The sequence below is a fragment of the Roseibium sp. FZY0029 genome, from assembly GCF_036350355.1.
Classification (GTDB): Bacteria; Pseudomonadota; Alphaproteobacteria; order Rhizobiales; family Stappiaceae; genus Roseibium.
Map to the genome: position 1 here is coordinate 344421 of NZ_JAZDVZ010000005.1, position 26566 is coordinate 370986.

23 protein-coding genes and 1 pseudogene are annotated in these 26566 nt (G+C 57.5%); 13 read left to right on the forward strand and 11 right to left on the reverse strand.

Annotation, left to right across the window (positions count from 1 at the left end; all coding sequences use genetic code 11):
- The first annotated feature begins 2 nt into the window (after window positions 1–2).
- The 7 genes from ntrC (at window position 3) to hflX (ending at window position 9673) form a co-directional block, all read left to right on the forward strand.
- The gene (ntrC, locus tag V1T76_RS16375; protein WP_006934521.1) at window positions 3–1442 is read left to right on the forward strand and encodes a nitrogen regulation protein NR(I); all 1440 of its coding nucleotides are present in this window, start codon (window positions 3–5) and stop codon (window positions 1440–1442) included.
- A gap of 369 nt (window positions 1443–1811) precedes the next feature.
- Complete coding sequence (locus V1T76_RS16380; protein ID WP_330561722.1) at window positions 1812–4076, forward strand: sensor histidine kinase NtrY-like; 2265 nt, start codon at window positions 1812–1814, stop codon at window positions 4074–4076.
- On the forward strand, window positions 4066–5433 hold the full coding sequence (gene ntrX / locus V1T76_RS16385; protein WP_330561723.1) for a nitrogen assimilation response regulator NtrX: 1368 nt from the start codon (window positions 4066–4068) through the stop codon (window positions 5431–5433). Before V1T76_RS16380 ends, ntrX begins: the two co-directional genes overlap by 11 nt.
- A gap of 50 nt (window positions 5434–5483) precedes the next feature.
- Entirely contained in the window at window positions 5484–6860 is a 1377-nt protein-coding gene (gene trkA / locus V1T76_RS16390; RefSeq protein WP_022998587.1) for a Trk system potassium transporter TrkA, read from the forward strand.
- 103 nt (window positions 6861–6963) lie between these two features.
- Complete coding sequence (locus V1T76_RS16395) at window positions 6964–7827, forward strand: D-amino-acid transaminase (RefSeq protein WP_006934517.1); 864 nt, start codon at window positions 6964–6966, stop codon at window positions 7825–7827.
- Window positions 7828–8014: 187 nt separating this feature from the next.
- The gene (gene hfq, locus V1T76_RS16400; protein ID WP_173006241.1) at window positions 8015–8272 is read left to right on the forward strand and encodes an RNA chaperone Hfq; all 258 of its coding nucleotides are present in this window, start codon (window positions 8015–8017) and stop codon (window positions 8270–8272) included.
- A gap of 120 nt (window positions 8273–8392) precedes the next feature.
- The gene (gene hflX, locus V1T76_RS16405; protein WP_330561724.1) at window positions 8393–9673 is read left to right on the forward strand and encodes a GTPase HflX; all 1281 of its coding nucleotides are present in this window, start codon (window positions 8393–8395) and stop codon (window positions 9671–9673) included.
- Between the two features lie 32 nt (window positions 9674–9705).
- Here hflX and V1T76_RS16410 read toward each other — a convergent pair whose 3' ends face one another.
- Entirely contained in the window at window positions 9706–10140 is a 435-nt protein-coding gene (locus V1T76_RS16410) for an SMI1/KNR4 family protein (RefSeq protein ID WP_330561725.1), read from the reverse strand.
- A 44-nt stretch (window positions 10141–10184) separates the two neighbouring features.
- On the opposite strand from V1T76_RS16410, the pseudogene V1T76_RS16415 reads away from it, so the two are divergent.
- Window positions 10185–10949: pseudogene (locus tag V1T76_RS16415) on the forward strand (IS5 family transposase).
- A 40-nt stretch (window positions 10950–10989) separates the two neighbouring features.
- Here the strand turns inward: V1T76_RS16415 and mazG are convergent.
- The 8 genes from mazG to V1T76_RS16455 form a co-directional block, all read right to left on the reverse strand.
- Window positions 10990–11811: a nucleoside triphosphate pyrophosphohydrolase gene (gene mazG, locus V1T76_RS16420; RefSeq protein WP_330561726.1), complete on the reverse strand. Its 822-nt coding sequence runs from the start codon at window positions 11809–11811 to the stop codon at window positions 10990–10992.
- Between the two features lie 78 nt (window positions 11812–11889).
- Window positions 11890–13035 (reverse strand): ABC transporter permease, encoded by a 1146-nt coding sequence (locus V1T76_RS16425; protein WP_330561727.1) that lies wholly within the window; start codon window positions 13033–13035, stop codon window positions 11890–11892.
- A complete protein-coding gene (locus V1T76_RS16430; RefSeq protein ID WP_442970133.1) occupies window positions 13032–13955 on the reverse strand; it encodes an ABC transporter permease in 924 nt (307 codons plus the stop codon). Before V1T76_RS16430 ends, V1T76_RS16425 begins: the two co-directional genes overlap by 4 nt.
- 120 nt (window positions 13956–14075) lie before the next feature.
- Window positions 14076–14882: an ABC transporter ATP-binding protein gene (locus V1T76_RS16435; protein ID WP_330561978.1), complete on the reverse strand. Its 807-nt coding sequence runs from the start codon at window positions 14880–14882 to the stop codon at window positions 14076–14078.
- Window positions 14883–15004: 122 nt separating this feature from the next.
- Window positions 15005–16462 carry a dihydropyrimidinase gene (gene hydA, locus V1T76_RS16440; RefSeq protein WP_330561728.1) on the reverse strand — a complete coding sequence of 486 codons (1458 nt, stop codon included), beginning with the start codon at window positions 16460–16462 and terminating at the stop codon, window positions 15005–15007.
- A 66-nt stretch (window positions 16463–16528) separates the two neighbouring features.
- Window positions 16529–17299 (reverse strand): endo alpha-1,4 polygalactosaminidase, encoded by a 771-nt coding sequence (locus V1T76_RS16445; protein WP_330561729.1) that lies wholly within the window; start codon window positions 17297–17299, stop codon window positions 16529–16531.
- A gap of 100 nt (window positions 17300–17399) precedes the next feature.
- A complete protein-coding gene (locus V1T76_RS16450; RefSeq protein ID WP_330561730.1) occupies window positions 17400–18656 on the reverse strand; it encodes a Zn-dependent hydrolase in 1257 nt (418 codons plus the stop codon).
- 59 nt (window positions 18657–18715) lie between these two features.
- A complete protein-coding gene (locus V1T76_RS16455) occupies window positions 18716–20044 on the reverse strand; it encodes an aspartate aminotransferase family protein (RefSeq protein WP_330561731.1) in 1329 nt (442 codons plus the stop codon).
- Window positions 20045–20525: 481 nt separating this feature from the next.
- Here V1T76_RS16455 and V1T76_RS16460 point away from each other — a divergent pair, with 481 nt between their 5' ends.
- On the forward strand, window positions 20526–21206 hold the full coding sequence (locus V1T76_RS16460) for a TetR family transcriptional regulator C-terminal domain-containing protein (RefSeq protein ID WP_330561732.1): 681 nt from the start codon (window positions 20526–20528) through the stop codon (window positions 21204–21206).
- The gene (gene arfB, locus V1T76_RS16465; RefSeq protein ID WP_330561733.1) at window positions 21203–21664 is read left to right on the forward strand and encodes an alternative ribosome rescue aminoacyl-tRNA hydrolase ArfB; all 462 of its coding nucleotides are present in this window, start codon (window positions 21203–21205) and stop codon (window positions 21662–21664) included. Before V1T76_RS16460 ends, arfB begins: the two co-directional genes overlap by 4 nt.
- Before the next feature lie 152 nt (window positions 21665–21816).
- On the opposite strand, the gene V1T76_RS16470 is transcribed toward arfB, so the two are convergent.
- Window positions 21817–22893 carry a D-alanine--D-alanine ligase family protein gene (locus V1T76_RS16470; RefSeq protein WP_330561734.1) on the reverse strand — a complete coding sequence of 359 codons (1077 nt, stop codon included), beginning with the start codon at window positions 22891–22893 and terminating at the stop codon, window positions 21817–21819.
- 323 nt (window positions 22894–23216) lie between these two features.
- Between V1T76_RS16470 and V1T76_RS16475 the strand changes: the two genes are divergently transcribed.
- Window positions 23217–24020: a class I SAM-dependent methyltransferase gene (locus tag V1T76_RS16475; RefSeq protein ID WP_330561735.1), complete on the forward strand. Its 804-nt coding sequence runs from the start codon at window positions 23217–23219 to the stop codon at window positions 24018–24020.
- A 106-nt stretch (window positions 24021–24126) separates the two neighbouring features.
- On the opposite strand, the gene V1T76_RS16480 is transcribed toward V1T76_RS16475, so the two are convergent.
- Window positions 24127–24627 carry a GNAT family N-acetyltransferase gene (locus V1T76_RS16480; RefSeq protein WP_330561736.1) on the reverse strand — a complete coding sequence of 167 codons (501 nt, stop codon included), beginning with the start codon at window positions 24625–24627 and terminating at the stop codon, window positions 24127–24129.
- Between the two features lie 144 nt (window positions 24628–24771).
- Here V1T76_RS16480 and V1T76_RS16485 point away from each other — a divergent pair, with 144 nt between their 5' ends.
- Both V1T76_RS16485 and V1T76_RS16490 read left to right on the forward strand, forming a co-directional pair.
- Window positions 24772–25692, forward strand: a complete 921-nt coding sequence (locus V1T76_RS16485) for an aminoglycoside phosphotransferase family protein (protein WP_330561737.1) — start codon at window positions 24772–24774, stop codon at window positions 25690–25692.
- Window positions 25693–25791: 99 nt separating this feature from the next.
- A complete protein-coding gene (locus tag V1T76_RS16490; RefSeq protein ID WP_330561738.1) occupies window positions 25792–26334 on the forward strand; it encodes an AAA family ATPase in 543 nt (180 codons plus the stop codon).
- The last annotated feature ends 232 nt before the right edge of the window (window positions 26335–26566 follow it).

Below are 26566 nucleotides of genomic sequence, written 5' to 3' on the forward strand. Positions count from 1 at the left end.
CCATGCCGACGGGCACGATTTTAGTTGCAGACGACGACGCAGCCATCCGAACCGTTCTCAACCAGGCCCTTTCCAGGGCAGGGTACACGGTGCGGCTGACCTCCAATGCCTCAACGCTTTGGAGATGGGTTTCTTCCGGTGATGGCGACCTCGTGATCACCGATGTGGTCATGCCGGACGAGAATATCTTTGATGTTCTGCCGCGTATGAAGAAGATGCGGCCGGAGCTGCCGGTGCTGGTCATGAGCGCGCAGAACACCTTCATGACGGCCATCAAGGCCTCGGAGAAGGGGGCCTATGAATATCTGCCGAAGCCGTTCGATCTGAAGGAGTTGACCAGCATTGTCCAGCGCGCGCTGGAAGAGCCGAAGAAACGGCCGGCGGTCGATCTGGATGATGCCGGGGAGGGCATGCCTCTGGTCGGGCGCTCTCCGGCCATGCAGGAGATCTACCGGGTTCTCGCACGGCTTATGCAGACCGACCTGACGGTCATGATCAACGGCGAATCCGGTACCGGCAAGGAACTTGTGGCGCGCGCATTGCATGACTACGGCAAGCGCCGCAATGGCCCGTTTGTCGCAATCAATATGGCCGCCATTCCAAGAGATCTCATCGAGGCCGAGTTGTTCGGTCATGAGAAAGGGGCCTTTACCGGTGCGCAGAACCGCAGCTCCGGCCGGTTCGAACAGGCCGACGGCGGCACGCTGTTTCTGGACGAAATCGGTGACATGCCGATGGAAGCCCAGACCCGGTTGCTGCGCGTCTTGCAGCAGGGCGAATACACGACCGTTGGCGGGCGGACGCCGATCAAGACAGATGTCCGGATCATCGCCGCAACCAACAAGGACTTGAGACATCTGATCAATCAGGGTCTTTTCCGTGAAGATCTTTATTTCCGGCTGAATGTTGTTCCGATCCGCCTTCCGCCGCTGCGCGAACGCGTTGAGGACATTCCGGATCTGGTGCGACACTTCTTTGCGCTCGTGGAAAAGGAAGGCCTGCCGGCCAAACAGATCGACCAAGGGGCGCTCAATCTGCTGCGCCGGTATCGCTGGCCTGGCAACGTACGAGAGCTGGAAAACCTCGTTCGCCGTCTGGCCGCGCTGTATCCGCAGGATGTGATCAGCGAAAACCTGCTGGAGCAGGAACTGAGCCAGCCGTCGGTCTCGCCGATGGAAGAGGAGACCCAGGAGACGATCAATCTCGGCGGGTCGGTCGAACGCTATCTTTCCGGGTACTTCGACACGTTCGGCGACGCCTTGCCGCCTCCGGGCCTCTATCACCGCATTCTGCGGGAAGTTGAATATCCGCTTATCAGCGCGGCCCTGGCGGCCACGAGGGGCAACCAGATCAAGGCTGCTGAACTTCTCGGCGTGAACCGGAACACGCTGCGAAAAAAGATACGGGATCTCGATATTCAGGTGATGCGATCCACCCGGTAGCCTGTCGAGACGGAACCAAATGACATTGCGGTCAGGCTGGAAGGTCTGGCCGCATTTTGTTTTTGCGCGATGACGACACGTCGGGTTTCAGAGTGAATCAGCGCAAGGACATTGATGGAAGCTCAAATCGCTCCCGTCATGCGGGACAAAACTGCAGTCTGAACACATGGCGGATCAACGTGGAGGTGCGACAAATCGCTTTAAAAAGAGACGTGAAATCAAGTCTCTATGATAATGTGATGGCCTGTCCACCGCAATTTATTGACGGCTCTTTGCGTCTGTCGCAATTTCGCAACATTGTGTGATAAGTTTGCCGCAAATTAAGCATGACTGCCCGCTTTTTCACGGGCGTAAGGCAATTGAGACCGAATGATACTGGAAGCTGTACAAGAACCCGTCGCGCAATCGAGCGCCGCAGGAAAGTTCTGGCGGCGGGTCGGGCTTGCGATCATTCTGCTGGCTCTTGTTTCCATCGGCGTCACTTTCGTCATTCTGATGGGTTTGACGTCCATCGATCCCACCCGGGACGTCATCACGGTCGCGATGACGATCAACGGTGCGCTTGCAGCTATCCTTCTGGGTGTGATCGCCTTCGAGATCCTGAAGCTCTGGCAGGCGCGCCGGCGCGGACGGGCTGCTGCGCGTCTTCATGTGCGGGTCGTGGCCTTGTTCAGTGTGGTTGCGGCGGTTCCTGCTGTGCTTATGGCCATTCTGGCAGCCATTACGCTCGACCGTGGCCTTGACCGCTGGTTTGAGGATCGGACGCGCCAGATCATCGACAATGCGCTGACCGTCGCTCAGGCCTATCTTCAGGAACATGCCAGGGTTTTGCGTGGCGACCTGATCGCCATGACCAATGACATTGATCGGGCCAAGGCTGTCTATGAATTCGAGCCGACCCGTTTCGATCAGTTCTTTGCAACGCAGGTTTCGCTTCGCGGCATTCTCGCGGCGTTCATTCTCAATGAGAATGGCGAGGTCGTCACCCGTGTCGTCATCGATCCGAAGGCAGAAGTGCCGCTTCCGCCTGCCGACAGTTTCTTCAAGGCAAAATCCGGAGATCCGATCCTGATAGCGCCTGGTAGCTCAAATCTGGTCGGCGGGGTCATGAAATTGTCGGCCTATGACAATTTCTACCTCTATGCGGTCCGTGCCATCGACCCGCGTGTGGTCGAATATCTGCGCCTGGCCGAGACAGGGGCATCCCAGTACCAGCAGATGGAGAACAGCCGCTTCGGCGTTCAGGTTGCCTTCGCGCTCGTTTATCTCGGGGTGGCGCTGGTTCTGCTGCTGTCGGCAATCTGGATCGGGTTCGGATTTGCCAACCGGCTTGTGTCGCCAATACGAACGCTGATATCGGCGGCGGATGAGGTGTCCAAAGGCAATCTTGTCGTCAAGGTGCCAACGGAGAAGTCCGGCGGAGACCTAGCCAACCTTGGTGAGACCTTCAACAAGATGACCGGTCAGCTTCTGGGGCAACGCGATGCGCTGCTGGCCGCCAACGAACAGATTGACCGCCGCCGCCGCTTTAATGAAGCCGTGCTATCTGGCGTTTCCACCGGTGTGATCGGCGTTGACGACGAAGCCTCGATCATGCTGATCAACCGCTCTGCACTGGAGTTGCTGCAGCTTGACGAGGTGCAGATCCTCAACAAGTCGCTGGTTGAAGTGGTGCCGGAACTTGACGATTGCATTTCGGATGTTCTGAAAAATGAAACCGACAGGGTTCCGGAAACGCAGATCGAGATTACCCGGGGCGGGCGCCTGCGCACAATCAACGTACGCATCACCCGGGAACAATCGACCCGGCGCGAGCATGGCTTCGTGGTGACGCTGGACGATATTACCGATCTGGTTTCAGCGCAGCGGAATTCGGCCTGGGCCGACGTTGCCCGGCGTATTGCCCATGAAATAAAGAACCCGCTGACACCGATCCAGTTGTCCGCCGAGCGAATTCGCCGCCGCTACGGCAAGCGCATCGAGGAGGACCGGGAGGTCTTCGATCAGTGTATCGATACGATTGTGCGCCAGGTTGGCGATATCGGTCAGATGGTGGACGAGTTCTCTTCCTTTGCCAGAATGCGTAAACCGAAGAAAATGCCGGGTGACTTGCGAGAGGCTGTGCGGGACGCAGCTTTCATGCAGTCGGTGGCAAATCCGGAAATCAGCATTTCCGCCGATGTGCCCTCCAGCCCCGTGACGGCCGTTTTCGATGCGCGTCTGGTTGGACAGGCCCTGACCAATGTGGTCAAGAACGCTGCGGAAGCAGTGAGTGCGCGCACTGGAGACGATTTGCCCAAGGGCAAGGTAACGGTGCGTTTGCGCGGCGAAGGCGACGGAAGCAACGGCCGGATCGTGATCGACGTCATCGACAATGGCATCGGTCTGCCGGAAGAAAATCGCAGCCGGCTTTTGGAACCCTATATGACAACCCGGGAGAAGGGGACGGGCCTTGGCCTGGCCATCGTTCGCAAGATCCTGGAAGACCACGGCGGTGGCATCGAATTGCTCGACGCCCCCAAAACCAACCCTGAGGACACGGGCACGCTCGTTCGACTGACATTGGCAGCTCATGCCGAGATCGAGGCGGAGACCGACCTGCAAAACCAGACTGTGACTGCCCATGGCGCATGATATTCTTGTCGTAGACGACGAAACCGATATTCGCGAGATGATCGCCGGCATCCTTGATGATGACGGCTACGGAACGCGGACCGCGCATGATTCCGACAGCGCGCTGGCCGCAGTGAAGGAGCGCAAACCTTCACTGGTGATCCTGGATATCTGGCTGATGGGAAGCCGGCTCGACGGCTTGGCTTTGCTTGACATCTTCCGTGAAACAGATCCTGAAATGCCGGTCGTGATCATCTCCGGCCACGGCAACATCGAAACGGCTGTTTCCGCGATAAAGCGCGGCGCCTATGACTACATCGAAAAGCCGTTCAAGGCCGATCGACTGGTTCACATTGTTGAGAGGGCTCTTGAAGCCTCCAGCATGAAGCGCGAAATCCGCGACCTGAAACAGCGCAGCGGCGAGACCAGCGAGATTATCGGCAATTCCTCGGCTGCGCACAATCTACGGCAGACCATTCAGAAGATTGCCGGGACGAATAGCCGTATCCTGATCGTTGGCCCTTCCGGCGCCGGCAAAGAGCGCGCGGCCCGGATGATCCACGACATGTCGCCGCGCGCCAAAAGCCCCTTCGTGGTGCTGAACGCCGCAACGATTACGCCCGCACGTATGGAAGAAGAACTCTTCGGGATCGAAGACGAGAGCGGCAATCTGCGCAAGATCGGCGCGCTCGAAGAAGCGCATGGGGGCACGCTTTACCTCGACGAGGTCGCCGACATGCCAGCCGAGACGCAGGGCAAGATCCTGCGGGTGCTCGTGGAACAGAGCTTTGCCCGCGTCGGAGGCACACAGAAGGTTCAGGTCGATATTCGTATCCTGTCCTCGACGTCCAAGAACCTTGAAGAACACATCGCCTCAGGCCTTTTCCGTCAGGATCTCTATCACCGGCTCAGTGTGGTACCGCTGCGCGTGCCGGGGCTTGCTGAACGGCGGGAAGACATTCCGGTTCTTGTGCAGCATTTCATGACCCAGATTTCGGGCGCCTCGGGTATTCCGCAAAGACCGATTGGCGATGATGCGATGGCCGTGCTGCAAACGCACGACTGGCCGGGCAACGTGCGCCAGTTGCGCAACAATGTCGAACGCCTGATGATTCTGAGCCGCGGCGACCCGGACAGCACCATTACCGCTGATCTTCTGCCCGCCGAGATTGGTGAAACGCTGCCGAGCCTGCCCACCTCCGGCACGGGTGAACACCTGATGTCTGTGCCGTTGCGCGAAGCGCGGGAGATCTTCGAGCGTGAATATCTGCAGGCGCAGATCAAGAGATTTGACGGTAATATCTCGCGGACTGCCGAATTTGTCGGTATGGAACGGTCTGCGCTTCACCGGAAGTTGAAAACCCTGGGCATGACCTGAGGCACTTCGGGAAGCGATAGGTAACGGCAAGGCGGGAAAGGGATCTTTCCATGAAAATCGTGATTTGTGGCGCGGGACAGGTGGGCTACGGCATTGCCGAGCGTCTGGCTGCGGAACAGAACGACGTGTCTGTGATCGATTCTTCGCCGCAACTGATCAACGCGATTGGCGATCAGCTCGACGTGCGGGGCTTCGTCGGGCACGGTGCGCATCCGGACGTTCTGGCGCAGGCCGGAGCCGAAGAAGCCGACATGATCGTTGCCGTGACGCTCTATGACGAGGTCAACATGGTGGCCTGTCAGGTGGCACATTCGTTGTTCAACGTGCCGACCAAGGTCGCCCGCATCCGGGCGCAGTCCTACCTGCAGGGGCGGTGGCGCAATCTGTTCTCGCGCGACCACATGCCGATTGACGTGATCATTTCACCGGAAATCGAAGTGGGTGAGATGGTTCTGCGCCGTCTGGCTCTTCCCGGAGCTGTGGAGACAGTGCGGTTTGCGGATGATCAGGTCGTTGTCGTCGGCATCATGTGCGAGGAAGACTGCCCGGTCGTGGACACGCCCTTGCGGCAGCTTACCGAGCTCTTTCCGGACCTTGGCGCCGTTGTCGTCGGCCTCTACCGTAACAACAGGCTGTTTGTTCCCAAGAGCAGCGATTCCATCCTGACCGGAGACCTTGCCTATGTGGTTGCCCGACGCGACCAGGTTCGCAGGACGTTGAGCATTTTCGGGCACGAGGAACCGGAAGCCGCCCGTGTCGTGATTTGCGGTGGTGGCAACATCGGGCTTTATGTGGCCAAAGCGCTGGAACAGCGCCAATCCGGAACGAAGATCAAGTTGATCGAAGCGTCGCGTGAGCGGGCGATGGCCGTTGCCGATGAATTGAAACGCTCGGTCATTCTGCATGGCAGCGCGCTGGATCAGACGATCCTGAATGAAGCGGACGCAGGCGATGCTGACACGATGGTGGCTCTCACCAACGAGGATGAAGTCAATATTCTGTCCTCTGTCATGGCGAAGAAACTTGGCTGCAAGCGTTCTCTGTCGCTTCTGAACAATCCGAGTTACCCGGCCTTTGCCAACGCGCTCGGGATCGATGCCTTTATCAATCCGCGCGCCGTCACGATCTCCCGAATCCTGCAGCATGTGCGGCGCGGCCGAATTCGGGGTGTTCACTCGCTTCAGAACGGCGCTGCTGAAATTGTAGAAGCTGAAGCACTTGATACGTCGCCACTGGTAGGCAAGCCCCTGCGGGTCATCGACCTTCCGTCCGGCATCCGCATCGGTGCGGTTTTCCGCGGCGGCGAAGTGCTTACACCCAATGGAGATCTGCAAATTCAGGCACAGGACCGTATCGTGATCTTCGCAGTTGCGAACCGTGTGCGTCAGGTAGAACAAATGTTCCGTGTGAGTCTTGACTTCTTTTAAGGCTGACTGGCTTCTTTCTGACCTTGCTTTTGTGTGATCAAAAGGCCAAAACTTCCAAAAATACCAATCGGTTCGTTTCGAACCGTCCTGCCCTGGAGGAACCATGAGCCGGATTGCCTATGTCAACGGCCAATATGTTCGTCACGCCGATGCTGCGGTGCATGTTGAAGACCGCGGGTACCAATTTGCCGACGGCGTTTATGAAGTCTGTGAAGTCTGGCAAGGCAAGATTGTCGACGTGCCACGCCATTTGGATCGCCTCGGCAGATCCTTGAGCGAGCTGCGGATCGACTGGCCGATGGCGCGCAAAGCCGTGGAGTTTGTGCTTCATCAGGTTGTCCGTCGCAACCTTGTCCGCAATGGGCTGGTCTATATTCAGGTGACGCGCGGTGTGTCCAAGCGCGATCACTTCTTCCCGCCGGCACATGTCGCGCCGTCGATTGTCGTGACAGCCCGGTCTTCCAGCCCGGCTGCTGCGCAAGCGCAGGCGGAACAGGGCATTTCGGTTGTCAGCTATCCAGAAAACCGGTGGCCGCGTGTCGATATCAAGACCGTCGCTCTTTTGCCGAACGTGCTGGCGAAGCAGAACGCCAAGGAACATGGCGGCAAGGAAGCCTGGTATGTGGATGCCGACGGCAATGTCACCGAAGGCGGTTCGACCAATGCCTGGATCGTCACCAAAGAGGGCGTTCTGGTCACCCGGCCGGCAGAAAGTGGCATCCTGCGGGGCATAACCCGCGCAGTGATTCTGGATCTCATACAAAAGGAAGGGCTGACGTTTGAGGAAAGGCCGTTTAGCCTAGAAGAAGCTTTCGACGCAAAGGAGGCCTTCGTTACGGCGGCCACTACTGTCGTGATGCCGGTGACACGTCTGGATGGAAAGATTATCGGAAACGGTCATCCTGGATATGTGGCAACCCGATTGCGCGAATTGTTCCATACTGCTACTGATTTGCAGGCGGTATGATTCGATTGGCCTCATTGGGCCGAAAATACGAAACTGTTTCAGACCGAGGCAGACGGTCTTGACTGGTGGGCTATACGAAAAGCGGGCGGTGCGTCAAACCTTAGCCTTTGATACTGAACGGCTTTTGACGGTATGCTGCTGAAACGCCGGATGCTCGGCCGCATCCGGGGCAAATAGGATAAAAAGACTGATGGCTGAGCGCGCACAAAATCTTCAAGACACTTTTCTAAATCACGTTCGTAAGCAAAAAACTCCTCTGACGATTTTTCTGATCAACGGTGTGAAATTGCAGGGTGTCGTGACATGGTTCGACAACTTCTGCGTTCTGCTGCGTCGTGATGGGCATTCCCAGCTTGTCTACAAGCACGCGATTTCCACAATTATGCCAAACGGACCTGTTCAACTGTTCGATCAGGCAGAGGAAAACGCTGAAAAGGCAAGCTGATTGAAACCGAAGTCTCGCGCAGACGATTTTTCTAAATCCAATGGTTCCGAAGAACCAGGCCAGAAATCGCTAAGAATTAAGGATACTGGGGTCGACCGTCTGCCCCAGCCCTTTCGTGCGATGATTCTTGAGCCGGTTCTGCAACTGCGTGGCGAAGCCAGCCCGGCAGATCTTCGTGGCAACCGCAGTCCGGAAGCACGTCTGGAAGAAGCGCTTGGCCTGAGCGCCGCCATCAATCTCAACATCGCCCATTCCGGCGTTGTCCGGGTCAATAGTCCCAAACCTGCAACGCTATTTGGTGACGGCAAGGTCGCAGAACTTGCAGGTATCGTCGCGAGCGAGGATCTTGACCTCGTCGTCATCGATCACCCCCTGACGCCTGTTCAGCAGCGTAACCTTGAACGCCGCCTCAAGACGAAAGTGATCGACCGCACCGGCCTGATCCTGGAAATCTTCGGCGACCGGGCGCGCACCAAGGAAGGTCGTCTCCAGGTCGATCTCGCGCATCTGACCTGGCAGAAGAGCCGTCTCGTGCGGTCCTGGACCCACCTTGAGCGTCAGCGTGGCGGGGCGGGGTTCATGGGCGGCCCTGGTGAAACCCAGATCGAAGCTGACCGTCGCCAAATTCAGGACCGTATCATTGCGCTGCAGAAGCAGCTCGAGCAGGTTCGCCGGACGCGTGACCTTCATCGCAAGAAACGCAAGAAGATCCCGCAACCGGTTGTCGCACTGGTTGGTTATACCAACGCCGGAAAATCGACGTTGTTCAACCGGATGACCGAGTCCGACGTTTTTGCCAAGGATCTGCTGTTCGCGACGCTCGATCCGACACTGCGCAAGGTGGCCTTGCCGCATGGCAAGGAAATTATCCTCTCGGACACGGTCGGCTTCATTTCTGATCTTCCGACTCATCTGGTGGCCGCTTTCCGGGCGACACTTGAAGAGGTTCTGGAAGCGGATCTTATCCTGCATGTGCGTGACATTTCGCACCCGGACACTGAAGCGCAGGCCGAGGACGTCAAGAAAACTCTCACGGATCTCGGTGTTGATGCCTTGACGGGCGCGCCGATCATCGAAGTGTGGAACAAGATCGATTGTCTCGATCCAGCCTACCGCGAAAAGCTGCTGGAAGACGCGGGCGAAGAGGGGCCAATTGCCCTTTCCGCGCTGACGGGCGAAGGCATTGAACAGCTATATGCCCGCGTCGATGCTTTCATGGCGCAGCATGACGACATCTTGACCGTTAAGATACCCGTGGCCGAAGGAGCGTTGTTGGCGAAACTCTATCAGATGGCCGAAGTGCTGGAACGCACCGACGCCGAAGACTTCGTGACGGCGGAAGTGCGCGTTTCCGACAAACAGCGCGGACCGTTCCGCGAGCTTTACGCAGCTTATCTTTAGCTAGGTACTGAACTCAAAAACGTAGCGGCGGCTTACTGATCGTCCCGACCGATCAAATCCATCGCTGCGTCAAAGGATGGCGCTATCGGTCTGATGCTTTGTTGCGGGTCTATGTTGGTCATGTCGAAGGCGACGACGGGATACGGCGCATTTTCCCGCAAATCGAATGCCACGGCTTCGCCGCCGCCGTTTCCGCCGATCACGAACAAACCCTCGAAAACCTCTCTGAAAGTCCCTTCCCGTTGAATCTGAGCAGCTTCCTCGGCGGGGTAGAGCTGTAACCACATCGGCTGAACCGCAAGCGGTCCTTCGCCGCCATTGCTGAATGCCAGTAGCAAATAGTAGCTCTCAGGAAGATCGACCGGGACCAGCGACTTGAGCGCGGCTATCGCGTTCGCCGAGGCCCCTTCGACCTTGTGCCATTCTCGATTTTGCAGCACGCTGCCTCCACGTTCGCTTTTCTGCATTATGACGGCTTCCATTCCCGATCAAAAGATGATTCAGCGTCGGCATGAGCCAATATGACCTGACCGACTTCGAATGGCGCGTGATCGCACCACTGCTACCCAACAAACCGCGTGGAGTGCCCCGCGTCGATGACCGCTGCGTGCTGAATGGCATCTGCTGGGTGCTGCGTTCCGGTGCGCCGTGGCGCGATCTGCCGGAACGCTACGGCCCGCGCACTACCTGTTACAATCGCTTCGTGCGCTGGCGAAAAGCTGGCGTTTGGGGTCGGATGATGGATGCCTTCACCGCCGCGCATGATAGCGACATTCAGATGATCGACTGCACTTCCGTTCGTGCCCACCAACAGGCAGCGACGGCAAAAAGGGGATCGAGATCATTGTCTCGGTCGTTCCCGAGCCGGTCTCACGACCAAAATCCATGCGGTCGTCGACGGACAAGGCCTCCCGATCCGGCTGAGCCTGACCGCTGGGCAAAGCCATGACGGCCAAGCTGCCGACAACCTGCTCGGCCATGTCGGTGCAGGAACAATTGTGCTGGCGGACAAGGCGTATGACGCAGATCGCATCCGGGCGTCTCTCCGCGAGAAAGGGGCGTTCGCCAATATCTCACCCAGGGCCAACCGGAGGTCAAAACCGTACTTCAGCACCTGGCTATACCATCAGCGGAACCTGATCGAGCGATTCTTTTCAAAGCTCAAGCATTTCCGCCGGGTCGCCACCCGCTACGACAAGCTCGCCGAAACTACCTGACCATGGTCCAACTCGACTCAATTCGGCTATGGCTCCGGGTTTATGAGTCTACGGCCTAGTTACGTTGAAAGTCTGCAAAATTGGGACGAGCCGCGCGGACTATTTGTTCTTGGCGGCTTGCCAGGCTGCTTCCATCTCATCCAGCGTCATTGCTTCAAGCGTCGTGTCCGTTTTCGCAGCCTGCTCTTCAATGGCTGCAAAACGTTTGCGAAATTTTCGGTTGGTGCGCCTAAGTGCCTCTTCCGGATCGATGTCCAGGTGCCGTGCGAGATTCGCGAGCGCGAACAGCGTGTCGCCGAGTTCATCTGAAATCCGGTCTTTGTCTGGTGAGGGCCCGGCAAGCTCCTCATCGAGCTCGTGGGTTTCCTCTCTGATCTTGTCCAGAACCAGCCTTGCGTCATTCCAGTCAAATCCAACCCTTGAAGCCCGTCGTTGCAGCTTGTCAGCTTCCTGTAGGGCAGGGAAGGCGGTCGGAACGTCGTCGAGGAAGCCCTTTGGTGCTTCCTCGATGCCGAGCGCCTGCTTGGCCGCGCGCTTTTCTGCCCGTTCTTCGGCCTTGATCCGTTCCCAGATCCCTTTGACATGCTCCGCCTTCTCACCATTCTCGTCACCAAAGACGTGAGGGTGCCGGCGGATCAGTTTTTTCGTAATGGCTTGCACCACATCGCCAAAGTCGAAGTGGTTTTCTTCTTCCGCCATGCGTGCATGGTAGACCACTTGCAGCAGCAGATCGCCGAGCTCCTCGCGAAGGTCCACCAGATCGTTCTTGGCGATGGCATCCGCGACTTCGTAGGCCTCTTCCAGCGTATAGGGCGCGATGGTTGCGAAGGTCTGTTCCAGATCCCAGGGACAACCGGTCACAGGCGTTCTGAGCGCGGCCATGATTTCAATCAGGCGGGTGATATCGCGGCTGGGAGTCATGGAGGGAAAACATCCTGTCTTCTCGGGATCCTGGATGAAGCCTTTTGGCATATCCAGGATCACAAGTGGAGAGAGAATTCACCCTCTGACGGACGGATGCCAGAAGGTGACGGCGCGTTCGAGAAGCGCGACGAGGCCGTAGAAGAGCGAGCCGGCGAGGGCCGCGACGGCGATTTCCGCCCAGACCATGTCAACGTTCATGCGGCCGACTTCGGTAGAGATACGGAAGCCCATGCCGACAATCGGCGTCCCGAAGAATTCGGCCACGATTGCGCCGATCAGCGCGAGCGTTGAATTGATCTTCAGTGCATTGAAGATGAAGGGCATGGCCATCGGCAAGCGCAGCTTGAAGAGCGTCTGCCAGTAGTTGGAGGCGTAGGTGCGCATCAGGTCGCGTTGCATGGCATCTGATGCGGCGAGACCGGATACAGTGTTCACCAGCATCGGGAAGAAGGTCATGATGATCACAACAGCGGCCTTGGACGGCCAGTCGAAGCCGAACCACATGACCATGATTGGGGCAACTCCGATGATCGGCAGCGCGGACACCAGATTGCCGATCGGCAGCAGGCCCCGGCGCAGGAACGGCACCCGGTCTACCAGAATTGCGGTGATGAAGGCGGAACCGCAGCCGATGGCGTAACCGGCCAGAACGGCCTTCAGGAACGTCTGGCGGAAATCAGCCCACAGCGTTGGGCCGGAATTGGTCAGGCGAACCCAGATTTCAGAAGGTGCCGGAAGCAAAACTTTCGGAATTCCGGCGCCGGTCACGATGACCTGCCATAACGCCAGGAGGGTAATTCCAAAGAGTGCTGGAATAGCGAGATTGATGAGCCGGGTCGCTAGTGGCGACATGTGGCGCCACGTGGCGAGCCGTTCGACGAACAGCCAGGACGCCGCCCAGGTTGCTGCTACAAGAGCCCAGAAGCCGAGCGTGGCTTGTCCGGCATGTTGGGAGGAGGTCGCGATTAGAAGCCAGGCGGCGATCGCGGTAACGATACCCAGGATAATATCGCCCAGGGGATTGCGCATGAAGCCAAGTTCGTAACGAACGCCGGCAATTGCCAGGATCACAAGGCAGATGGCGAGCCGGGGCACATCCATGATGCCAAAGTCAGGGCCGAAGATCGGGCTGAACAGACCGACGACCACCATGGCAACGATGAACCAGGCCAATAGCGCCGGCATATCCAGGCGACTTTTTTTCTCGGTCATGGTGCTCATCCGGCCATCCCCATGCGTTTCAGCGTGCGTTTTTCGATCACGCCGATCAGAGCAACCAGAGATCCTGCCAGGAAGGCGGCCATCAGAAGGGCGGACCAGATCTGCACGGTCTGGCCATAGTAGGACCCGGCAAGAAGCCGCGCACCGAGGCCGGCAACAGCACCTGTCGGCAATTCACCGACAATGGCCCCAACGAGGGAGGCTGCCATGCCGATTTTCATGGAGGTGAAAAGATACGGGACCGCATAGGGAAGGCGCAATTTCCAGAAGGCCTGGATTCGCGTTGCCGAATAGGTGTGCATCAGGTCCATGTGAATGACTTCCGGCGACCGCAATCCCTTCACCATGCCCACCGTGACGGGGAAAAAGGACAGGTAGGTGGAAATCATGGCTTTAGGTAGCAAGCCGGAGATACCAACAGCGTTCAGGACCACGATTATCATGGGAGCAATGGCGAGGATGGGGATGGTCTGTGAGGAAATCACCCATGGCATCAGTGACTTGTCGAGCACGCGTGAATGCACGATGCCAATCGCCAGGAGAATGCCGAGTGTCGTGCCGATCAGAAATCCGAGGAGCGTTGAAGAGAGCGTGATGCCGGTATGATAGACGAGAGACCGTTTGGAGGTGATCTTCTTGTTGACCGTTGTATCCCAGATCTCGACGAGCACCTGGTGCGGCGCAGGCAGGACTGGGCGTTCCTGGAAAAGCGTGTCCGTGACAAGCTGTGAAAAGCCGACATCGCTTTGTCCGGCGCGCGCGTAAATGTCCTGCTGGAACTTCGTGTTGAGTGCGACTGCGGAAATATACCAAAGCGCGATGATGGCCAGCACGACCACGGTGACGGGCCCGACCGTGCCGGACATCAGACCGGCAAACGGGTTCGTGCTACGGGGCTGTGATAGAGAGGCGTCGGTCATGTGTCCGTGCCTTTCCGGTTATTGCATTCACGCATTGCAAAACCTTGGCTGTAAGCCCCATCAAAGACAAGGGTGGCGTGGACAGGGGCGAGGTCGACAATTGTCGCAGATCGATTGCCTCTAATCTTCATAGGAGTGCCCCGCCTTCAGGCCTTCGCGAACCCGGTGAGCGATCTTGAGGAACTCCGGCGTTTCGCGGATATCGAGACTGCGCTCGCGCGGAAGGTCGCTTTCGATCACGTCGTAGATACGCCCGGGGCGAGGACACAGCACGACGATCTTGGTCGACAGGAACACGGCTTCCGGGATCGAGTGAGTGACAAAAACCACGGTCTTGTTGGTCTTGGCCCAGAGCTGAAGGAGCTGCTCGTTCAGGTGGTCGCGGACAATCTCGTCGAGTGCGCCGAATGGCTCGTCCATCAGGAGCAGATCCGGCTCGACGGCAAGGGCGCGGGCAATGGACGCACGCTGCTGCATGCCGCCGGAGAGCTGCCAGGGATACTTCTTTTCAAAGCCGGTCAGGTTCACCAGCTCCATGTTGCGGGAAATGCGCTCTTGCTGTTCAGCCTTTGACAGCCCCATGATTTCCAGCGGCAACGCCACGTTCTTGGCAATCGTTCGCCAGGGGTAGAGGGCGGCAGCCTGGAAGACATAGCCATAGGCCCGATTAAGGCGGGCGTCTTCCGGAGACACACCGTTGACCGAGATGGAACCGGCTGTCGGTTTTTCAAGATCGGCGATGACCCTGAGCAAGGTGGTCTTGCCGCAGCCAGAGGGACCGATGAAGGAAACGAAGTCTCCCTCTTCGATCTTCAGATCGATGTCTGAAAGCGCGTGAACCGGTCCGTCGTTGGTCTCGAACGTGAGCGAGAGGTTCTCGATATCGATTACCCGGTTCGGGCTGGCGCTTTGTTTGTTTTCCACCATTGCGGTGTCCTTTGCGCTGGCAAGTGCAGTCATCAAGTTCCTCGCGGCACGAGTCGGGTGCAGTTCGACACATTCACTTTTTGAAAGCCCCCGCCCTTCTGAAGGGCGGGGACGAATTTGGATCAGACGCCGCTGGCGGGAATGCCGGTACGCTCCACCTTACGCGGTGCCGTCAGTTCCTTCCACGTGCTAAGCGCCTTGTTGACCGCCTGATAGGGCTTGCGCGCGACGAACTCTCCGTGGCCCTGGCTGTGGTTGACCGTGCCATCTTCCACGGCCACGCGGCCACGGGTCAGTGTATAGCGCGGCAATCCTTTGACTGTCTTGCCTTCGAACACGTTGTAGTCGATGGCCGACTGCTGGCTGGAGGCGGAAATGGTTTTGGATTTCTCCGGGTCCCAGACAACAAGATCGGCGTCTGCCCCAACCAGAATTGCTCCTTTTTTCGGATAGATATTGAGAATCTTTGCAATATTGGTTGAAGTCACCGCGACGAACTCGTTCGGCGTCAGCCGGCCTGTGTTCACCCCATAGGTCCACAACATCGGCATGCGGTCTTCAAGACCACCGGTGCCGTTCGGGATCTTCGTGAAATCACCGACGCCAGTGCGTTTCTGGTCAGTGGTGAAGGCGCAATGGTCGGTCGCAACCACTTGCAGCGAGCCGGAGGCGAGACCAGCCCATAGGCTGTCCTGGTGTTTCTTGTCGCGGAACGGAGGCGACATCACCCGGCGGGCGGCGTGGTCCCAATCGGCGTGCCTGTATTCGCTGTCATCGAGCGTCAGGTGCTGGATAAGCGGTTCGCCATAGGCACGGATGCCGTTCTGGCGGGCCCGGCGAATGGCTTCATGCGCCTGTTCGGAAGACGTATGAACGATATAGACCGGTACACCGGCCATGTCCGCGATCATGATTGCCCGGTTGGTGGCTTCGCCTTCCACTTCCGGCGGGCGGGAATAGGCATGGGTTTCCGGGCCGTTGTTGCCTTCCGCAAGCAGCTTTTGCTGCAAGGTGGCAACCACATCGCCGTTTTCGGCGTGTACCAGCGGCAGAGCGCCGAGTTCGGCACAGCGCGAGAACGAAGCGAACATTTCGTCATCGTTCACCATCAGCGCGCCCTTGTAGGCCATGAAGTGCTTGAAGGTGTTGATGCCCTTCTGCTGGACGACGGTCTGCATGTCATTGAAGACCTGTTCGCCCCACCAGGTAATCGCCATGTGGAAGGAATAGTCGCAGTGGGCCATCGACGACTTGTTGTCCCACATCTGCAGCGCTTCCAGCAGGGACTGGCCGGGCGAGGGCAGGGCGAAATCGACGACCATGGTGGTGCCGCCTGCCAGCGCTGCGCGCGTACCGCTGTCGAAATTGTCTGAAGAGAAGGTGCCCATGAAAGGCATTTCCAGGTGCGTGTGCGGATCGATACCGCCCGGCATGATGTAACAGCCGGTCGCATCCAGAGTTTCTTCGCCGGACAGGTTGGGTCCGATTTCGACAATCCTGCCGTCTTCGATTTTCACATCGGCTTCGTAGGACAGATCAGCGGTGACAACCGTACCGCCCTTGATCACTTTGCTGGCCATTTGTGGTCCCCTTCTGGTTTGTTCACTTGCCCGGTGGGATTAACCCGAAACCCTGGGTCACTCGCCTCACGGACAAAATTCTACCGGCGCCGTCAGATCCCTGTCTTTCAGGATCATGGCGATGTTCTGTTGAGCCGCGGCCTTGCAGGCTTCTGGAAAGTCGATTGGCCGGTCCGTGTACTCTGCATCGAAAATTGGTTTGTCTTCGCGAACATAGGCGCTGACATCCGCGCACCATTTGTCCTGATAACAGCTTTCGGCAATCAGGAAGTCCATGTGTTCGATCAGGTCGGCTGTCAGTTCGGGCACGTTCTTTTGCCCTATGGCGAGATCGAGAGAATGTGCGATCGCCGCCAGCCGTGCGACATAGGCAACGACGTCATCTGCGGTAATCGGAAACCCGCTATCGTTGTCATGAACGTCCATGTTGTCGGGCTCGACAGCGTCGAAACCCAGGTCCTTGCAGGCTTTGAACCGCGCCTTCATGATCGGAAGCAGGATATCGAGACGGCGGACATCCAGAAAACGCTCGTCTGGCCAGTCCTCATACGTCTTGCCCAGCACATCGTCCGGAAATGCCCCGGTATCCGAGGAGCCTTTTTCCAGCGTGCCGATACTGACGTAGCATATGGTGCGGACACCTTTCTGCCTGAGAGCTGCCAGGTCTTCCGGCGTCACCAGATCGGGATGCAAGTCCATTACGCTGACCTGTCTGTCGAGATCGACCGGTTCGGTGAGCTGCCAATCCCAGGTATCGCCAACGGAGAAGGCACAGGCAGGTGCCGCGACCAAAAACTGGCCGCAGAACATTGCCAATGCCTTTCCGTTTGCCTTCATCTATTTGCCATTCCTCGGTTTTTGTCCCGGGACATGTTCGGGACAGCTTGGTACCTGCGCAGGATCGGCGGTCATCTGCCGCTGGTCTGCCGATCTGGTGTTATTCCACGATCTCCGCCGTCTCGACCACCGCATGGAACAAGACGTCCGCACCGGCTTTTGCCCAATCCCTGGAGATCTCTTCCGCCTCGTTGTGGGAGAGGCCGTCGACACAGGGACACATGATCATCGCGGTCGGTGCGACCTTGTTGATCCAGCAGGCGTCGTGTCCGGCACCGGAAATGATGTTCTGGTGGGAATAACCCAGTCTCTCGGCTGCATTGCGGACGGCTTCGACACACCCCTTGTCGAATTCAACCGGGTCGAACCCGCCGACTTTTTCGAACTCGACCTCCAGTCCCATGTCGTCGCAGATTTTCTGAGCGCCTGTCTTCAGGCGGTCTTCCATATCCTTGATGACGGCAATGTCGGGAGAGCGGAAATCTACTGTAAAGACGACCTTGCCGGGGATCACGTTTCGAGAGTTCGGGTAAACGTCGATATGACCGGCAGCGCCAACCGCATGCGGCGCGTGCGACCAGGCGATCTCATCGACCAGCTGCAGGATGCGGGCCATTCCGAGACCGGCATTCTTGCGCATGGGCATCGGGGTGGATCCCGTATGGCTATCCTTGCCCGTAACCGTTACCTGGGTCCAGGAGAGACCCTGGCCATGGGTTACGACGCCGATGTCCTTGCCTTCGGCTTCGAGGATCGGGCCCTGCTCGATGTGAAGTTCGAACATGGCGTGCATCTTGGTCTTGCGGGCACCGACCTCTTCCTCACCAACCCAACCGATGCGTTTCAGTTCATCGCCAAATTTCAGGCCTTCGTGGTCGGTCCGGTCATAAGCCCAATCCTGGGTGTGAACTCCGGCGAAGACGCCGGACGCAAGCATTGCCGGAGCAAAGCGGGTGCCTTCCTCGTTGGTCCAGTTGGTGACAACGATCGGGTGCTTTGTCTTGATCCCGAGGTCGTTCATGGTGCGGATGACTTCCAGCCCGCCCAGCACGCCCAGAACGCCGTCGTATTTGCCGCCTGTCGGCTGCGTATCAAGGTGGGAGCCGATATAGACGGGCAGCGCGTCCGGGTCGGTTCCCGGACGCGTCATGAACATGTTGCCCATGGTGTCGACAGCCATGGTCATGCCGGCTTCCTCGCACCATTTCTGGAACAGCTTGCGGCCCTCGGCGTCGGCATCGGTCAGGGTCTGGCGATTGTTACCACCGGCAACACCGGGGCCGACCTTGGCCATCTCCATCAGACTGTCCCAGAGGCGTTCTGCGTTGATCCTCAGGTTTTCGCCGGGGGCTGCCATGTTTGTGTCTCCTAAAACGTGTCTTTGTCTCTGGTCTTGCCGGAAATCTGTCCCGGATATCAGTCGATTGCGTTCAGCACGCTGCGCAGCTTGCCGAACAACTCGTCGATCTGTTTCTTCGAAATGATCAGCGGCGGAGACAGGGCGATGATGTCGCCGGTGGTCCGGATCAGCAGCCCGTCGTCATATGCTTTCAGGAATGCCGAGAACGCCCGCTTTGTAGGTTCGCCGGCAATCGGTGTCAGTTCGATTGCACCAATCAGGCCGAGGTTTCGAATGTCGATGACATTCGGACAATCCTTCAGCGAATGCAGACCGTCTTCCCAGTATTGGGCTAGGTCGGCAGCGCGCGTCAGAAGGCCTTCTTCCTCATAGGTATCGAGCGTGGCAAGTGCCGCGGCGCAGGCGAGGGGATGCGCGGAGTAGGTGTAGCCGTGGAACAGTTCAATCATGTGTTCCGGGCCGGTCATGAACGTATGGTAGATGTCCGACGTACAGAACACTGCTCCCATGGGAACGACGCCGGAGGTCAGGCCTTTGGCCGTGGTGACGAGATCCGGTGTGACGCCGAAGAAATCGGTCGCGAATGGCGATCCCAGACGTCCAAAACCGGTGATGACCTCGTCGAAAATGAGCAGAATGCCATGCTGCGAGCAGATTTCGCGCAGACGTTCCAGATAGCCCTTTGGCGGGATCAGAACGCCGGTTGAACCGGCAACGGGTTCGACGATGACTGCAGCGATTGTCGACGGGTCGTGGAGCTGGATGATGCGGATCAGTTCTTCTGCATATTCGGCGCCGTTTTCCGGCATGCCGCGGGAGAACGCGTTGCGCTCCGGATCGTGCGTATGGCGCATGTGGTCAACGCCGGTGAGCATGGTTCCGAAGGTCTTGCGGTTGGAAACAATGCCGCCGACCGAGATGCCGCCAAAGCCGACACCATGATACCCGCGTTCGCGGCCAATCAACCGGGTACGGGTGCCCTGACCGATGGCGCGCTGATAGGCAAGCGCGATCTTCAGTGCCGTGTCGACACTTTCCGATCCGGAGTTGGTGAAAAAGACATGGTCCAGCGGGGAGGGCATCATTGCCGCGAGACGGGCTGCCAGTTCAAAGGCCTTGGGATGGCCCATCTGAAATGCGGGCGCATAATCAAGCTCGGCAATCTGCTTCTGGACCGCTTCAACCACCTTGGGCCGAGAGTGCCCCGCGTTGCAGCACCAGAGACCCGCCGTGCCGTCGAGCACCTGGCGGCCGTCGGCGGTGGTATAGTGCATGTCCTTGGCCGACACGAACATGCGTGGGGCCTGCTTGAACTGGCGGTTGGCCGTGAACGGCATCCAGAAAGCTTCGAGATTATTGGTGGCAGCCTGGCTCGATGCTGACATACGTCCTCCTTGCGACCCTTCGAAATGGAAGCGGTCGACTGTTGCTAACTTGTGATGGAAGGAATAGCACGCGCACTGCGTCAACGGCAGTGCTGACTGCGCTGGTCCTCTCCCCACACTGTTCCCTGGCGTCCCGGATGGGCTTTTGCCTCTTTCCTGTTCGCCGTAATCCTCTGTCTGGCCTTGCAGCCTGTCCGGGTTTGCCCGGATTTATGGAGTGGCCGGGGCCTGCCGTTTGTTCAAGACATCCCCATTGCGAGGGACGGATCAATCGACTAGCCTTCTGACCATCTGGTCAATTTACCCTAGGAGGGATTTGACCAAATGGTCAAGATGCAAATCCGGTCGTCATGACTAATTTCTGGTCATTCCTTCCGATGCCGCACTTGCCGAGCGTTGAAGCGGCTTAATTTCAAGAGATTATGCCGTTAGGAACTGGTGACAGGGTTGGGATCCTTCGGGGCAGGAAGCGGAACGGTAGATGGCGGATTTGGGCGGGCAAGCACAGGCATCTTTTAAATCAGGCGGACTCAGCCGGATCCAGGAAAAGAACCGGTCCCTGATTCTGGAGGCCGCTCTCGGCGAGTTTTCCATGAAGGGATTTTCCGGCGCGACCGTTGAGCGGATTGCCGCGGATGCCGGAATGTCCAAGTCCAATCTGCTATATTACTTCTCGTCCAAGGAAGCGATTTACAACGCCACGCTGGCCCATATTCTGGAAGTCTGGCTGGCGCCCCTGAAGACGCTTAATCCGGACGGAGAACCGGCGCAGGAACTGGCTGCCTATATCCGGCAAAAGATCGAGATGTCGGCCAGATTTCCCGAGGCATCGCGGCTGTTCGCCAACGAAGTGATGCAAGGCGCACCACAGATTTTGCCGATCCTGCAGACGGACTTGAAGCGACTGGTTGCCGAGAAAAGCCAGGTTATCGAAGACTGGATTGCGGCAGGCAAGATGCGCAGTGTCGATCCCGTGCATCTCATATTCACGATCTGGGCGACCACGCAGCATTACGCCGATTTTTCGGTACAGATAAAGGCGCTGACCGGAAAGGATCTCTCGGATGCAGACTTCCAGGCCGAAACGGAAGCTGCTGTGACGACGCTTATCCTGAACGGCGTCGGCCTGAGTTTGCCGGCTGAAGGTGGCTCGGCAGCATGAGCGACGGGACTGACGATCCATATGCTGCTTCAAAGATTGCGGTGACCGGCCGGCTGTTCATCCTCAAGGAGAATCTCACCGAAGATTTCATACGCGCGTCCGGGCCAGGTGGGCAGAACGTCAACAAGGTGTCGACGGCCGTTCAGCTTCGGTTTGACCTTTCTGGCAATGACACGCTGCCCGAGGACGTCAAGGCGCGGGCTGCAAGGCTTGCGGGAAGCCGGTTGACCCTCGGCGGCGAGATTGTCTTGCAGGCAGACCGGTTCCGGACACGCGAAAGGAACCGGGAAGACGCTCTTGAGCGTCTGCTGGACTTGCTTCGAAAGGCGACGGAAAAGCCCAAGCTGCGCAAGGCGACGAAACCGACCCTCGGGTCCAAGAAACGCCGCCTCGATGCCAAGAAACAGCGTGGCCAGATCAAGAAGATGCGTGGCCGTTCAGCGGGTTACGACGGTTAGCAAGCCGGAACTGATTGCTTCTTCAGCGGCACCACTCGCTGCAGCACATATGCATATGCGCTGCTGTGCGGGCTTCTTATCCGCTCGCGCTTCATTCCATAGATGGCCAGGCAGAGAGCCTATCTCTGCCTTGAAGGCGTGCTGGTGGTCTCTCAGATATCCCGACTGGATCTGGCAATGCCATGGGCAATCAGGCGATCGATAATTTCGGGATAGCTGATACCGCTTGCCGCCATCGCTTTGGAGTACATGCTGATATTCGTGAAGCCCGGTATGGTGTTGAGTTCGTTGATGAGGACATTCATGTCCTGCGTCAGGAAAAAATCGACACGGGCCATTCCATCGCAGCCGAGCGCTCGGAAGGCCTTAGCCGCGAGTTCTTTCATATGGCTTTCTACCTCGCCGGGCAGTTCCGCCGGCACCTTCAAGGCTGCACCATCCTCGTCGACGTATTTTGCATCATAGGTGTAAAAGCCATGGCTTTCGGCAGGGACGATTTCTCCAGGCCGGGAGACAAACAGCGTGCCATCGCATTCTTCCAGAACCGCAAACTCGATTTCACGTCCACGCACGAATTCTTCGGCCAGAAGCTTGGTGTCGTGCTTGAACCCTTGCTTGACGGCAGCCTCATAGTCGGTCGCGGTCATGACCTTGCTGACACCCACCGAGGAGCCCTGCCGCGCAGGCTTTATGAAAATCGGCAGGCCAAGGTCCTTCTTCAGACTCTCGAAGGCGGGAACATCATCCGGATGGATGGTGATTGATCGGGCGGCCGGGAGGCCGGCCTCTATTAGGAGCCGTTTTGCGAGATCCTTGTCGAGCGCGTTCACCGAGCCGGCGATACCGCAGCCGACAAGCGGTACCCGTGCCACTTCTGCAAATCCCTGAACCGCCCCATCTTCGCCGTGGAGACCGTGGAGAACCGGAAACAGGACATCGATGTCTGCTGGTTCCTGAGAGGGGGCACCTTCCACGAGTGCAACCACGCGGCCCCTGCCACCCGGAACAAGGCAGATTTCAGTGCCGGAAGAGGGCTGCGACAGCTTTCCATTTTCAAATCGGCTCACCAGCCATTGACCTTCCCGGGTCACATAGATGGGCAATGCATCGTACTTGGAAGGATCAAGCGCATGCATGACATTGGTGGCGGAAAGAACCGAGACTTCGTGCTCCGCAGAACGGCCACCGAAGAGGATGGCAACACGGAGCTTCTGAGATTGTGGGGGCAAAAAAGTCTCCAGTAGAATCGCATAAGAAAATCGAACGTCTCATCAGGAATAGCGCCATAATAAGACGTCGCAAAGTCTGACCACCACAGGTGCAAGGATTTCATCTGGCTGGATGCTGCACGGTCGAATGTTACGTGCGTTGATTCAACAGAGAGATTTGATTTTGATAGGGATCTCTGCGCCCGTTGGATATGAATGTCGAACCTTGGCGTTGCGGTATCGTTTAATTGGAACAGGTGGCTTCGGAAATGCGCTAACGAAGTATTGGCCACATTCTTTGAAACAGACCTTATGGCACCAACTATTCCTGATGAATTTTTGAAATGAAAAATGAGCTCCGTAAATCATACACCTCGGCAAACAAGGCGGCATGGGATGCTTCAGCGTCGCTTCATGGCAGGGGAGATCACTGGAACCTTTTGCTGGAGAAGGCTTCAAAACCCGGGTTTAACCTGCTGGACGAGCACCTGACAGCAACTTTGAAACATTTGGATTTAGCAGGAAAAACAGCCGTTCAAATTGGTTGCAACAACGCCCGTGAGTTGTTGTCGCTTGCTGCGCTTGGAATTCGGCCCGTTCTTGGAATTGATCAGTCGGGTGAATTTCTTGCTCAAGCCCGTCAGCTTGCTGCCGCGACCGCTTTGGAACCTCGCTTTCTGGAGGCCGATATCTACGATTTGCCAGAAGACGTTGGCCGCTACGATTTGGCCCTTATCACCATCGGTGTTTTGAACTGGATGCCGGATCTGTTTGGCTTTTTCCGCATTGTGGCCGATCTCCTGACACCCGGCGGGGCGCTGGTGATCTACGAGACGCATCCGTTTCTGGAGATGTTCGATCCGGACAGCAAAACACCATACGAACCTGCATTCAGTTATTTCGACCGCCGGCCTCAACCGGTATCGGATGCTATCAGTTATGACGGCAAGAACCACGGCAAGGGGGAAACCGGCTATTGGTTCATTCATTCTCTCGGTGAAATCGTCAGTGCTGCCGCTGGGTCGGGGCTTCAAATCATTGAGTTGAAAGAATACGGGCATTCAATTCGCGAACCGGAATACGACCTTTATGAAAACCGCAAGGCCCAGGTGCCCATGACTTATTGTCTGGTTGCTGCAAAGGGATAGACGCAGCGAGCAGACTGAATGCGTGATGGCAGAAACTGCAGGTGTATTCGGTACCACCATTTCAGCCGGGATTGGGGACGGGTAGGAGAGGTGGCTCCGGAATGCGCTACTTTGAGTGTTTTGCACTCATCATCATCGGGCATATCAGCCCCCATCGCGTTTCTTGAGGGGGGCCGAACTCCCGAAATCCTGCTTTCTTGTACGCGGAGATTGCACGCGCGTTCTCCGGGTGAGGATCGGTCGCGACGACCGGAGCGCCTTCGTCAAACAGCATCTTCACGTGCTGCGAGATGAAAGCCGGGCCATGACCTTTGCCGGTCAGGTGAGGCTCACCAATGTATTGGTCGATGCCTCGAGCGCCCGACGGCAGCTCGTAAAAATGATGATCTTTCCAACCATGGACCGTGTAGTCCTGAATGAAGGCAAAGGGACGTTCGGTGATCGAGACAATCCATAGCCTTACCCGCGGATCTGCGAGTTTTCGCTCGCGATAGGTTTCAGCCGTGTCCCACCATTTCTGCACATGCGGCCGGGACAGCCACTCCGTCAGCAGCCCAAAATCGGACGGAGTCACCCTTCGGAAAACGTAGCGATCAGTCTCTGACATGGATGTTACATATCATACGATCACCGATGCAGGATGCTTTGTGCCTGTCGCATCGCGCAAACTTCCGGAAGCCCACGATGTGTGATGAAACTGCAATTCGAGAACAGTAACTTTAGGACGTTCGCGGGGAGGGCCCATGGGTCTATGGCGCACCGCCAGGTTTTCCGTGAAGTGACGTTGAATGCCGGTGGTGGGAACGCGATGAAAATTGACGAACACACGGTTGCGAAACTCCTTCATCAGCAATTTCCTCATCTGAGCCATTTGCCGATTGAGCCCGTCAGGAAGCAGGGCTGGGACAACGTCACCTTCAGGCTTGGCGACGCGCTTTCTGTGCGCCTGCCGAGCAACGCGTCCTATGCCGCTGCCGTGTGGAAAGAAGCAGAAGCCTTGGCGGTTCTCGGCGATCATCTGTCTGCAGAAGTGCCGCGTGTGCTTGCTGTGGGAACGCCCTGCGAAGCGTTTCCACTGCCTTGGTCGATCAGGCATTGGATCGCCGGAGACACCCTTGAAACAGTGGAGGACATAAATCAGGAGGCGTTCGCAATAACTCTCGGCCACACTCTCTGCGAGTTGAGAGCCATCGAGGCGGGTAATGGCCCGCGTGCGGGGAGGCACTCGTTTTACCGAGGGTGCCATCCAAGAGTCTATGGAGACGAAGTGCAAAAGAGCCTGGACATCCTTGATGACAAAGTCGACAAGGCCCGATGCCTCGACATCTGGCAACAGGGTATGACATCGGCCTGGACAGACAGGCCGGTCTGGTTTCATGGAGACGTTGCGGTTGGCAACATCATCGTCGCCGATACCTCTGTTAAAGCGCTCATAGACTTCGGATGCTGCGGCATTGGTGACCCGGCCTGTGACTTCGTTATGGCCTGGACGTATTTCGAGGACGAGGGCCGAAAAGCCTTCCGAGATGCGTGCGCAACAGATAATCAGACCTGGCAGAGGGCAAGAGCCTGGGCGCTCTGGAAGGCTCTGGTTTGCCTGTCTGGTCTTTCGAGTCCCGACACTGATGGGACGCAAGCCAGAGCTTTGCAGGCAATCTGCAACGAAGAATAGAGATCCATGTCAGATGGAAACTCAACGCGGGCCGATCTCAGGTTGCCGAGCCCGCGGGTCGTCGTCTTCAGGACAGGTTGTTCCCAACAGGAAATCGTGATGCAGAGTTACACCTACAGCGGGCAGGTCATTCTTTCCGGATGTTCCGGTGGCGGAAAGTCGACCCTTTTGGCGGAACTGGCCCGACGCGGGTGTCAGACAGTTCCAGAACCAGGCCGCAGGATTGTCGCGGAAGAACAGCGCGGCGAGGGGAAGGCGCTTCCCTGGGTTAGTCTTGAAGCTTTCGCAAGGCGTGCCGTCGAGATGTCATCCCGAGACCGGGAACAATTTTCCAGTGCCGACAATTGGGTCTTTTTCGATCGCGGTCTTATCGACGCAGCGGTCGCGTTGGAGCACGCAACCGGGATAGCAGCATCTGATACTGTTGGCAAAACTGCCCGGTATCATCACCAGGTTTTTCTCACACCGCCTTGGCCGGAGATCTACGAGACGGACAGTGAACGGCAGCATCGGTTTGACGAAGCTCTTGCAGAATACCAGCGATTGCTCGCAACCTTCGAGCAGCTTGGGTACGATGTAATCATCCTGCCAAAAATTGACGTCAAAAACCGCGCGGACTTTGTTCTGAGACGTCTGTGCTGACTTCTGACGCTCAAAATCGGTATTCGGTTCTTGTCAGCTTCGCCTTGCGCTGAATTTTGGAATGCCGATGGAGTTGCACAATGCATCGTCTTGCTGAATAGGACAAAGAAGGGACGGGGACCTCAGAAACCAACAAGGGCCGGCATCCCTCGGGAGAGGCGAACCGCTTCGCCGTTCCATGCTCGTTAATGTCCCTTTGCCATGATGCGGACGGACGGCCTTCTTCATCCGG

Bases quoted from the DNA above. Each gene is read 5' to 3' on its own strand.
- ntrC (WP_006934521.1), top strand. From the start codon at position 3: ATGCCGACGGGCACGATTTTAGTTGCAGACGACGACGCAGCCATCCGA.
- V1T76_RS16380 (WP_330561722.1), top strand. From the start codon at position 1,812: ATGATACTGGAAGCTGTACAAGAACCCGTCGCGCAATCGAGCGCCGCA.
- ntrX (WP_330561723.1), top strand. From the start codon at position 4,066: ATGGCGCATGATATTCTTGTCGTAGACGACGAAACCGATATTCGCGAG.
- trkA (WP_022998587.1), top strand. From the start codon at position 5,484: ATGAAAATCGTGATTTGTGGCGCGGGACAGGTGGGCTACGGCATTGCC.
- V1T76_RS16395 (WP_006934517.1), top strand. From the start codon at position 6,964: ATGAGCCGGATTGCCTATGTCAACGGCCAATATGTTCGTCACGCCGAT.
- hflX (WP_330561724.1), top strand. From the start codon at position 8,393: ATGATTCTTGAGCCGGTTCTGCAACTGCGTGGCGAAGCCAGCCCGGCA.
- V1T76_RS16410 (WP_330561725.1), bottom strand. From the start codon at position 10,140: ATGCAGAAAAGCGAACGTGGAGGCAGCGTGCTGCAAAATCGAGAATGG.
- mazG (WP_330561726.1), bottom strand. From the start codon at position 11,811: ATGACTCCCAGCCGCGATATCACCCGCCTGATTGAAATCATGGCCGCG.
- V1T76_RS16425 (WP_330561727.1), bottom strand. From the start codon at position 13,035: ATGAGCACCATGACCGAGAAAAAAAGTCGCCTGGATATGCCGGCGCTA.
- V1T76_RS16430 (WP_442970133.1), bottom strand. From the start codon at position 13,955: ATGACCGACGCCTCTCTATCACAGCCCCGTAGCACGAACCCGTTTGCC.
- V1T76_RS16435 (WP_330561978.1), bottom strand. From the start codon at position 14,882: ATGGTGGAAAACAAACAAAGCGCCAGCCCGAACCGGGTAATCGATATC.
- hydA (WP_330561728.1), bottom strand. From the start codon at position 16,462: ATGGCCAGCAAAGTGATCAAGGGCGGTACGGTTGTCACCGCTGATCTG.
- V1T76_RS16445 (WP_330561729.1), bottom strand. From the start codon at position 17,299: ATGAAGGCAAACGGAAAGGCATTGGCAATGTTCTGCGGCCAGTTTTTG.
- V1T76_RS16450 (WP_330561730.1), bottom strand. From the start codon at position 18,656: ATGGCAGCCCCCGGCGAAAACCTGAGGATCAACGCAGAACGCCTCTGG.
- V1T76_RS16455 (WP_330561731.1), bottom strand. From the start codon at position 20,044: ATGTCAGCATCGAGCCAGGCTGCCACCAATAATCTCGAAGCTTTCTGG.
- V1T76_RS16460 (WP_330561732.1), top strand. From the start codon at position 20,526: ATGGCGGATTTGGGCGGGCAAGCACAGGCATCTTTTAAATCAGGCGGA.
- arfB (WP_330561733.1), top strand. From the start codon at position 21,203: ATGAGCGACGGGACTGACGATCCATATGCTGCTTCAAAGATTGCGGTG.
- V1T76_RS16475 (WP_330561735.1), top strand. From the start codon at position 23,217: ATGAAAAATGAGCTCCGTAAATCATACACCTCGGCAAACAAGGCGGCA.
- V1T76_RS16480 (WP_330561736.1), bottom strand. From the start codon at position 24,627: ATGTCAGAGACTGATCGCTACGTTTTCCGAAGGGTGACTCCGTCCGAT.
- V1T76_RS16485 (WP_330561737.1), top strand. From the start codon at position 24,772: ATGGCGCACCGCCAGGTTTTCCGTGAAGTGACGTTGAATGCCGGTGGT.
- V1T76_RS16490 (WP_330561738.1), top strand. From the start codon at position 25,792: ATGCAGAGTTACACCTACAGCGGGCAGGTCATTCTTTCCGGATGTTCC.